The organism is Frankia sp. AgKG'84/4, assembly GCF_023242965.2.
Lineage (GTDB): Bacteria > Actinomycetota > Actinomycetes > Frankiales > Frankiaceae > Frankia.
The window spans coordinates 1-8,758 of record NZ_JALKFU020000194.1 but is presented as its reverse complement, the minus strand read 5'-3'; the positions used below and the strand labels follow the sequence as shown (position 1 = coordinate 8,758).

General features: G+C 71.4%; 7 protein-coding genes and 1 pseudogene. All 8 read right to left on the bottom strand.

Annotated features, from left to right (window positions below):
• A pseudogene (locus MXD58_RS13775) lies at window positions 1–564 on the bottom strand (glycosyltransferase); the annotation flags it as partial.
• A gap of 229 nt (window positions 565–793) precedes the next feature.
• The gene (locus tag MXD58_RS13770) at window positions 794–2,170 is read right to left on the bottom strand and encodes a choice-of-anchor P domain-containing protein (RefSeq protein ID WP_248841448.1); all 1,377 of its coding nucleotides are present in this window, start codon (window positions 2,168–2,170) and stop codon (window positions 794–796) included.
• Between the two features lie 131 nt (window positions 2,171–2,301).
• Window positions 2,302–3,753 carry a nucleotide sugar dehydrogenase gene (locus MXD58_RS13765; protein ID WP_248841447.1) on the bottom strand — a complete coding sequence of 484 codons (1,452 nt, stop codon included), beginning with the start codon at window positions 3,751–3,753 and terminating at the stop codon, window positions 2,302–2,304.
• A gap of 74 nt (window positions 3,754–3,827) precedes the next feature.
• Window positions 3,828–4,154, bottom strand: a complete 327-nt coding sequence (locus MXD58_RS13760; protein ID WP_248841446.1) for an antibiotic biosynthesis monooxygenase family protein — start codon at window positions 4,152–4,154, stop codon at window positions 3,828–3,830.
• 43 nt (window positions 4,155–4,197) lie between these two features.
• The gene (locus MXD58_RS13755) at window positions 4,198–4,614 is read right to left on the bottom strand and encodes a hypothetical protein (protein WP_250609376.1); all 417 of its coding nucleotides are present in this window, start codon (window positions 4,612–4,614) and stop codon (window positions 4,198–4,200) included.
• 266 nt (window positions 4,615–4,880) lie between these two features.
• A complete protein-coding gene (gene wecB, locus MXD58_RS13750) occupies window positions 4,881–6,038 on the bottom strand; it encodes a non-hydrolyzing UDP-N-acetylglucosamine 2-epimerase (RefSeq protein ID WP_248841444.1) in 1,158 nt (385 codons plus the stop codon).
• Entirely contained in the window at window positions 6,035–7,093 is a 1,059-nt protein-coding gene (gmd, locus tag MXD58_RS13745) for a GDP-mannose 4,6-dehydratase (protein WP_250609375.1), read from the bottom strand. Before gmd ends, wecB begins: the two co-directional genes overlap by 4 nt.
• Before the next feature lie 69 nt (window positions 7,094–7,162).
• On the bottom strand, window positions 7,163–8,758 hold a 1,596-nt coding region (locus MXD58_RS13740; protein WP_250609374.1), incomplete at its 5' end, for a Gfo/Idh/MocA family oxidoreductase.

Here is an 8,758-nt window from a genome sequence, read left to right as displayed (position 1 = left end):
GCGCCGCGCCATCCAGTGCCGTGCCGCCGGGCGGGCCCAGGCGCCGAACATGCCGCCGGCGACGGCCTCAGCATCACCGATGATCTCCATCGCGAACGGCAGTCGCCGTCGGTGCACCTCGCGGATGAGCGCGGCGCCGACCAGCCCGGGCATCACGGCCAGGTAGCGGGTGTCGACGATGTGCGGCGACCGGCCATCCGCACGCAGCTCGGCCGGGTCGGCCGCGCGCTGGAACGGCGTCGGCGCGAGTGGCCCGCCGCTCGCGAGCCCGACAGAAATCACGGAGCGTAGCGATTGGCGGGTGCGGAGATAGGCCGCCGGCCCGAGGTAGGGCGGCGCCGCCAGGACCCGGACGCCGTCTCCCTCGACCGGGAAGCCCCCGTCCCGCGTCCCCGGGGCGCCGGTGCCGGCGTGCGCGGCGCCGACCCGACCGAGCACGACGACCTCCTGGTAGGGGCCCAGGTAGGAGGTCCAGTGCTGGTAGGCCTCCCCGGGAGTGCGGGCCAGCACGGTGCCGTGGGGCCCCCGGTGAAACCGTGCCTCTGTCGCGACGACAATCCGCATGGCGCCCGCCCTCCGCCGTACTCCCTCCAGGACCTGGCTAACCTACAGCCATGATCTGACTACATAGAGATACACCACTCGGGGAGAGTTCAGGCGCGAAGGCACGAGAGGCGGCGGCCCAAACGCGAACGGGCGGGTGGGGCATGACGCCCCACCCGCCCAACCGCGGCGCCGGACGACGTTGTCCGGACGATCACGGATCACCCCAGTGAACCCCACCCCGCAGGGTTCACAGGGACGGACCCACCGCCAGGCACTTCGCCGGGTCGGGGGAACTGGCGCACAGCTCGTTGTCGTGACCGACCGACAGCGCGAGCGAGTCGTGCGCGTCGAGCGGTGCCGAGGCCGGCGGCACGCCGTTGTCGGTCGCGTTGATCGACGCGACCGCGACCCGGATGATTGCTCCGACCGGCAGCACACCCGCGACCTGGACCACGACCTCGATCGCCCGGACCTCGATCGAGTTGGCCGTCTGGACCTGACGGTTCAGCACCACGTACCCCAGCCCGGGCAACGGGATGAAGGTGTTGGGTGCCACCGAGACCGGCAGCGGTGTCCCGGCGACCACGAGGTTGAAGAACTGGGTGCCCGCCGCACTGAGCGTGGGCGGCAAGTTCGTCGTCTTGGACGCGTTCGCCTGCGACGTAATCGCGCTGGCGGTGATCAACCCGTTGAGCAGGTTCAGGCCCGACAGGTTGAGCCGCGAACTGCCGATCGAGGTCGGATTGCCGAGTACCGCCGTCCCCGTGGCGGAGATCACTCCCGTCGTGAGCAGGCCCGGCAGGCTGATGCCGACCAGGTTCGACGTGAAGGTCCCCCCGTTGCAGGGAACGCTCTGCGCGATCAGCGGCTTCACGCTGACCGGGCCCGCCGCGATGAGGTTCGAGTAGGCCAGCCCGGTCAGGAACACCGGCGGCTTCGGCAGGAACCGCGACTGGGTCGAGCCGATGACGACGTCAAGTCCCGCGTTCGGCCCGGCCGTGATCCGCACGTGTGCCCCGACGGTGCGGATACCGGTCGGCAGCAGGGTCTGCTCGTTCAGGGTGATCGATCCCAGCAGCGGGATCGGGATCACCGTGTTCGCGCCGACCGTGCCGAGCGGGATCGGGATCCCGAGGATGCTCAGACTGGCCAGCGAGACCGCACCGTTGGAGATGATGGTCGTCCCGTTGTTGACCGCGGTCGAGGTGACCCCGAGGCCGTTCAACGCGATCAGCCCACCCAGCAGGTTGACCGACGCCACCGTGCTGCGGGTGACGGCGACCTGCCGGTTGTTCGGCGCCTGCTCCGAGGTGGAGGCGGACTGGAACACGGCGGTTCCGGTCAGCAGACCCGGGATGTCGACGATGCCACCACCGGTGGACAGCAGGCCCGGCAGGGTGGTGCAGGAGATGCCGGCAGGGAACGTCGGGCCCGACGTCAACGTGCCGCCCACCGAGACCTGCGTGCCGTAGGCGAACTGCTCGTAGGCGAGTGGGTTGGCGACGGCCTGGGCCGTCCCCACGCCCACGCCGACCATGGTGACCGCGAGGACACCGCCGGACACAACGCCGGCGGTGAGCCGACGCAGTCCCACCCGAGGCGCTACGCGGAGCGAACTACGCATCAGTTCCTCCTCTCTGTAAATGGATGATGACTTACAGCGATCATCCTAGGGAGGGTTACCGTAATGACTTGACTACTCGTAAGTAATCAGCCTCGTTGAATGAGTTTCGGGCGTGTCGGCGTACGGGCCGGTCAGAGGGACTCCACGGTGAGACCGGCGTCTTCATGCCGTGGTGTCTGGGCCGGCACCCAGCCCGCGGCCAACGGGTTCGTCCCGTTCGCACCCGCCGCGGCGCCGCTCGTCGCGGGACCGCCAGAAACGACGCCGCCAGAAATGTCGCCGCCAGAATTGTCGCCGCCGACGAGGCGGCCACCGGTGACGCCGCGGTGGGTGTCCTGCGGGCCGGGCAGCCAACGGCGGGTATCCAGGACGAGCCGCGCGTGCCGGGCCACCTCGTCGCGGTCGAACGCGTCATGGTCGATGAGCACGACGACCAGGTCCGCCGCGGCGAGCTCGGCGGGAGCCGCCGGGACCAGCCGGACCCGCGCCGGCACCTGCGCCGGGTCGACGTGCGGGTCGGCGGCGTGCAGCTCGGCGCCGAGGTCGCCGAGCAGGCCCGCGATCCGCATCGAGGGCGACTCCCGCGCGTCGCCGGTGTTCTTCTTGTAGGCCAGCCCCAGCAGCAGGACGCGGCTGCCGGCCACCGACCGGTGCCGGGCGTTGAGCATCTCGGTGACCCGGCGCACGACATGGTCGGGCATGTGATCGTTGACGTCGTTGGCCAGTTCGACGAAGCGGAAGCTGCGCCCCAGGCTGCGCCGCACCCGCCAGGACAGGTAGGACGGGTCGATCGGCAGGCAGTGGCCGCCGACCCCGGGGCCGGGAGTGAACCGCAGGTAGCCGAACGGCTTCGTTGACGCCGCGTCGATCGCCTCCCAGACGTCGACGCCAAGCTCGTGGGCGAACATCGCCAGCTCGTTGACCAGCGCGATGTTGACGTGCCGGAAGGTGTTCTCCAGCAGCTTGGTGAGCTCCGCGGTGCGGGTCGACCCGACCGGGACGGTGCGCTCGACGAGGCTGTCGTAGAACGCCGTGACCGCCGCGAGGCTCGCCGGCCCCATGCCGGAGACGACCTTCGGGGTGTTGACGAGGTTCCACGTCCGGTTGCCCGGGTCGATGCGTTCCGGCGAGTAGCCGAGGTGGAACTCGACGCCCGCCGTCAGCCCGCACCCGGCCTCGAGCAGCGGCGCGACCAGCTCCTCCGTGGTCCCCGGGTAGGTGGTCGACTCCAGGATCACGGTCGCGCCCGGACGCACGAGCGACGCGAGGCTGCGGGCCGCGTCGATGATGAACGACAGGTCCGGGGCGCCCTCCCGCAGCGGTGTGGGCACGGTGATGACGGCGACGTCGAAGCCCTCGGCCCGCGCGTAGTCGGTTGTTGGCAGGTAGCGGCCGCTATCCAGCGCGGCGGCGAGTTCGCCGGGCGGGATGTCCTCGACGTAGGACTGCCCCGCCGCCAGACGCGCGGCCCGGTCGACGTCCACCTCGACGCCGACCACGTCCCAGCCCGCGGTGACCGCCCGCATCGCCACCGGAAGCCCGACATATCCCTGCCCGATCACCACAAGCTTGTTCGATGACATGAACACAGTGTCGTCGGTTGATTACACAAAGTAATGGAGCGAGCCGGCCGTGTCGTCGCCCGCGCCGCGAGGTCTCAGCCTGCCGAGCCACCGGCGATCGTGTAACTCCACAGCTCGCTGTGGACGCCGACCGGCCTGGGCGCCTCGCCGCCCGCGCGTTCCGCCGCTGAGCGGTGCCCATGCGCGAACGCCGGCGAGTTGACCCACGCCAGGAATGACTCCTCGTCCCGCCAGCGGGTCACCACCAGCCACTGGGTGCGGTCGTCGGACGGCTTGAGCAGCTCGAAGCCCTCGAAGCCGTCGCGGTCATCGACAGCGTTGGCCCGCGCGGCGAAACGGCGGGCGAGTTCGTCGCCGCTGCCCAGCTCAACGGTGATGGCGTTGATCTTGATGACGGTCACGGTGCCCCGCCTTCCCAGTTGATGGCGACACGATGCGGTGATGCTACTGGGCGGCGGATGCCGGCCCAGGCGGAGTCGTCAGCAGCGCACCACCGCGGCCGGTACGCCACCGGCCCGGACAAGCCGGGTGATGTCCTTGGGGTCGCCAGTCAGAATGCGGTCGCCCGCGCGGGCGACCAGGACGACCGTCGCGTCCACCACGTCGGCCGTGCCGGCGCGGCCGAGCAGCGCACGCCGCCGACTGATCCACGCGCAGGCCCAGCGCGCGCTCGGCCCGCGCCAACTCCTCCGGCGTCAGCGGCGGGTTCGCCGTCTCCCACGAGTCGAGGAACTCGGCGAGAGCATCGGCCCGAAGCTTCGCGGCGGCGGCCGCCGCGAGCCACGCCGACAGCCCGGTGCCCGCGCGCCGGGCAGCGTCCCGGACCGCATCGCCCAGCTCGCCGACGAATGAGACGCTCATCTTGTCGACCTTCACCGGAAGGATCACGGATCTGGACGCGCCCTGTCAGCCGCCTGGACGGAAGCGAGGAGGAACCTTTCCGGCTGGCCGCCAACACCCGATCCGGCTTCCCCACTCGGATGATCCGAATGACGCCGGTGGGCACATGTTCCCGTGAACCGCCGGCGCTTCCGGGATCCCTCGCGGTTGTGGCCACCAGAAGGCAGGGGCACGTTGTGCACCGCGGTGCACTCTCCCGGCGCGGCCGGCGGGTCATGCGTCAGCGGTCACCGAGAAAGACCTGATGATGGCCGGACCGGGCTCCTCTCGGCGCCCTGGGTGACGGTGCGGGCGAGGATGCGAGCGATCCGCCGGCCGGCGTGGCCGTCCCACAGGGCCGGGCGGCGCGGCGGAGGGGGATCGTCCAGGACGGCCAAGGCCGCCCTGACGACGACGGCGCGGTCCCGGCCGACGACCTGATTGGTGCCCTCGCTGACGGTGATCGGACGCTCGGTGGAGTCACGCAGGGTCAGACACGGCACGCCCAGGACGGTCGTCTCCTCCTGGATCCCGCCCGAGTCGGTCAGCACGATGCGGGCGCCGGCCTGCAGGGCCAGCGAGTCGAGGTAGCCGACCGGCGCGAGCAGGCGCACCCCGGCCGGCAGCCGGTCGGCCACCCGGGCGGCGGTCCGCGGATGGGCCGGGAAGACCAGCGGACAGTGGGCCGCGATCTCACCGAGCGCGCCGAGCAGGCCGGTGAGCGTCGTCAGGTCGTCGACGTTCGCCGGCCGGTGCAGCGTGACCAGCCCGTAGCCGCCAGGACGCAGACCGTGTGCGGGCAGGACCGGGCGGGCCAGCGCCTCGGCGCGCCGGGCCAGCAGCGAGTCGACCATGACGTTGCCGACGAGATGCACGGCGTGCGGCGCGGCTCCCTCCCGGCGCAGGTGGTCCACCGCCTCCGGGGAGGTGGCGAACAGGTCCGCGCACAGCTGGTCGACGACGATCCGGTTGATCTCCTCCGGCATCGAGCGGTCGCCGCTGCGCAGCCCGGCCTCGACGTGCGCGGCGCGCACCCCCGCCTTCGCGGCGACCAGCGCGCACGCCAACGTCGAGTTCACATCGCCGAACACGACCACGACGTCGGGGGCGAGGCTGTCCAGCAACGGCTCGAACGCCGTCATCACGGCGGAGGTCTGCACCGCATGCGAACCCGAACCGGCGCGCAGATGGTGATCGGGCTCGCGCAGGCCGAGTTCGGCGAAGAACACCCCGCTCATCGCGGTGTCGTAGTGCTGGCCGGTGTGCACGAAGGAGACCCGGAAATCGGCCGCGGTCAGCGCGTCGAGCACCGGCTTCGCCTTCACGAAGTTGGGCCGTGCCCCGGCGACAACGACCGCGTGCGGGCCGGCGGCCGGCGGGTTGCGTTGGGCGGGCGCGGCGTTCATGACCGGGCCCGCGCGGCGGTGGTGCGACTCGGCGGCACCTCGACGCGTCCCGGCGGGACGAGCAGGCCCTCGCGGGCGGCCGCGTCGGATTCGAGGGCGAGGTCGGAGTCGACCATCATCGCGATCAGTTCCTCGAACCCGACCTTCGGTTCCCAGCCCAGCTCCTCGCGGGCCTTCGACGCGTCCCCGACCAGCACATCCACCTCCGCCGGGCGGAAGAACCGCGGATCCTGGCGCACCAGCTCCGACCAGTCCGAGATCCCCACCCGACCGAACGCCGCGTCCAAAAACTCCCGAATACTGTGCGTCACACCCGTGGCCACCACATAGTCATCCGGCGACTCCTGCTGCAACATCCGCCACATCGCCTCGACATAATCCCCCGCGAAACCCCAGTCCCGCCGCGACTCCAGATTCCCCAACGTCACCGAGTCCTGCAACCCCAACGAAATCCGCGCCACCGCCCGCGTGATCTTCCGCGTCACGAACTCGATACCCCGCCGCGGCGACTCATGATTGAACAACAACCCCGAACACGCGAACGCCCCATACGACTCACGATAATTCACCGTCAAATAATGACCAAAAGTCTTCGCCACCCCATACGGCGACCGCGGATGAAACGGCGTCGTCTCCCGCTGCGGCGTCTCCCGCACCTTCCCGAACATCTCCGACGACGACGCCTGATAGAACCGCACCCGCGACATGTCATTACCACCCGCGATCCGCAACGCCTCCAACAGCCGCAACACCCCCATCCCCGTCGTCTCCCCCGTCAACTCCGCCTGCTTCCACGACAACCCCACAAACGAAATAGCCCCCAGGTTGTACACCTCATCCGGCTGCGAGATCTCCACCGCACCGATCAACGACGAAAGATCCGTCAGATCCCCCTCCAACAACATCACCCCCGGCACCACCCGCTCCACCACCGCCACCTTCGGGTTCGACTGCCCCCGAACCAACCCGAACACCTCATAACCCTTCGCGACCAGCAACTCACCCAGATACAACCCGTCCTGCCCGGTAATCCCGGTAATCAACGCACGCGGCACGACGTCGTCCTTTCCCGCACCGGCGAAACCGGTGGCGCGATGAAGCGAGGGTCGATCAGGCCAGCACGATCAGGCCAGCAGGGCGGCCGGGTGGCGGACCGCCTCGACGCCGAGGGCGTCGGCGGCGGCGAGCGTCGCCCGGCTCGAGGCCAGCAGCTCTTCGGTGACGGCGGCGTCCCCGCCCCGGCAGATCCGCAGGAAGGCCGCCGCCGCGGCCAGGTGACCCTTGTCCTGGGCGCCCCGCCACACCGAACGGCCGTCGACGACGAGCTCGCGATAGTCGTCGATGTGCGCGTGACGATGCCCGGCGAGTGCCTCGACGTGCTCCTTGCGGGCCGTGCGAGGGGCCGCCGAGCTGTAGGCGATGGTCGACAGCGAGCCGTCGGCGTGGCGCAGGGACAGCGCCAGATCGGGTGCGAGCAGCAGTTCGGCCTCCCGGCCGGCCAGCGCGGCGACCGCGTCGACCGGGCTGCCCGCGAGCGCCGTGCACGTGTCGACGAAATGGCAGACCTCGCCGAGCAGCCGGCCGCCCTGGACCCGGTCGTGGTACCAGTGCCCGAGCGGCACCGGGCCGGCCGCGACCCGGTAGACCAGGGACAGCGGCCCGGTCCGCGGGTCCTGGGCGGCGCGCGCGGCGACGACCGCGGGCGAGAACCGCCGGTTGTACCCGACGACCAGCGCCCCGCCGCCCGTCGCCGCGGCCCGCTCCACCCGGTCGAGCTCGTCGAAGCCGAGGGCGAGCGGCTTCTCGCACCACACGTGCCGGCCGCGTTCGAGCGCGCGGGCGGCGAGCTCCGCGTGGGTGGCGTGCGGGGTGGCGATGACGACGACGTCGATGTCGTCATCGTCGAGCACCGCGTCGGCGCCGGCCACCGCGCCGGCGAAGCCGTGCCGGTCGGCGAACGAGCGCGCGGAGCGGCCGCCGGCCGAGGCGACGGTGATGAACTGGTCGAAGCCGGCGGCGCGGAACGCGGGCAGCAGCACCGATCCGGAGAACGCCCCGGCCCCGATCCAGCCGACCCGGCTGCCCCGGCGCGGTGCGGCGGCGGCGCGCTGGCGCGGCACCCAGGGCCGCGAGCGTCCCGGGGTGGTCGCGGTGGTCGGGGTCGAGCCCGCACCGACGCCGTCGGTGGCGTCGGCGCTCCCGGCCGCGGGGCCGGCGCCTTCCTGTCCCGCCGGGTAGTCGAATCCCGCCGGGTAGTCGAATCCCGCCGGGTAGTCGAAGCGGATGGCGAGGTAGGGCTCGGTGCGCTCGGCGACGAGCTCGTAGGCCCGGGGGGCGTCGTCGATCGGGAACACGTGAGTGACGAGATCGTCGACCCGCAGCCGGCCGGCGGCGAGCAGGTCGAGCACCGCCTCCTGGTTGCGTCCCTCCGTCCAGCGGACCTGGCCGGCCGGGTAGTCCACGCCCCAGTCCTCGTAGCCGCGTTCGTAGCGGCCCGGACCGTACGAGCGGGCGAAACGCAGGGTCAGTTCCTTGTCGTAGAACGGCGTGCGGGCCAGGTCCAGGCCGACGTCGCCGACGACGACGACCTGCGCCCGGTCGCGGGCGAGCGCGGTGGCCCGCATCACCGGTTCCGCGGAGCGCCCGGACGCGCAGATGAGCACGGCGTCCGCGCCGCGCCCGCGGCTCCACCCGCGCATGGCCGCGGTGGTGGCCTCGCC

Excerpts from the sequence above, each read along its gene's own strand:
- MXD58_RS13765 (WP_248841447.1), bottom strand. The coding sequence starts at position 3,753 with ATGTCATCGAACAAGCTTGTGGTGATCGGGCAGGGATATGTCGGGCTT.
- MXD58_RS13755 (WP_250609376.1), bottom strand. The coding sequence starts at position 4,614 with ATGAGCGTCTCATTCGTCGGCGAGCTGGGCGATGCGGTCCGGGACGCT.
- MXD58_RS13770 (WP_248841448.1), bottom strand. The coding sequence starts at position 2,170 with ATGCGTAGTTCGCTCCGCGTAGCGCCTCGGGTGGGACTGCGTCGGCTC.
- wecB (WP_248841444.1), bottom strand. The coding sequence starts at position 6,038 with ATGAACGCCGCGCCCGCCCAACGCAACCCGCCGGCCGCCGGCCCGCAC.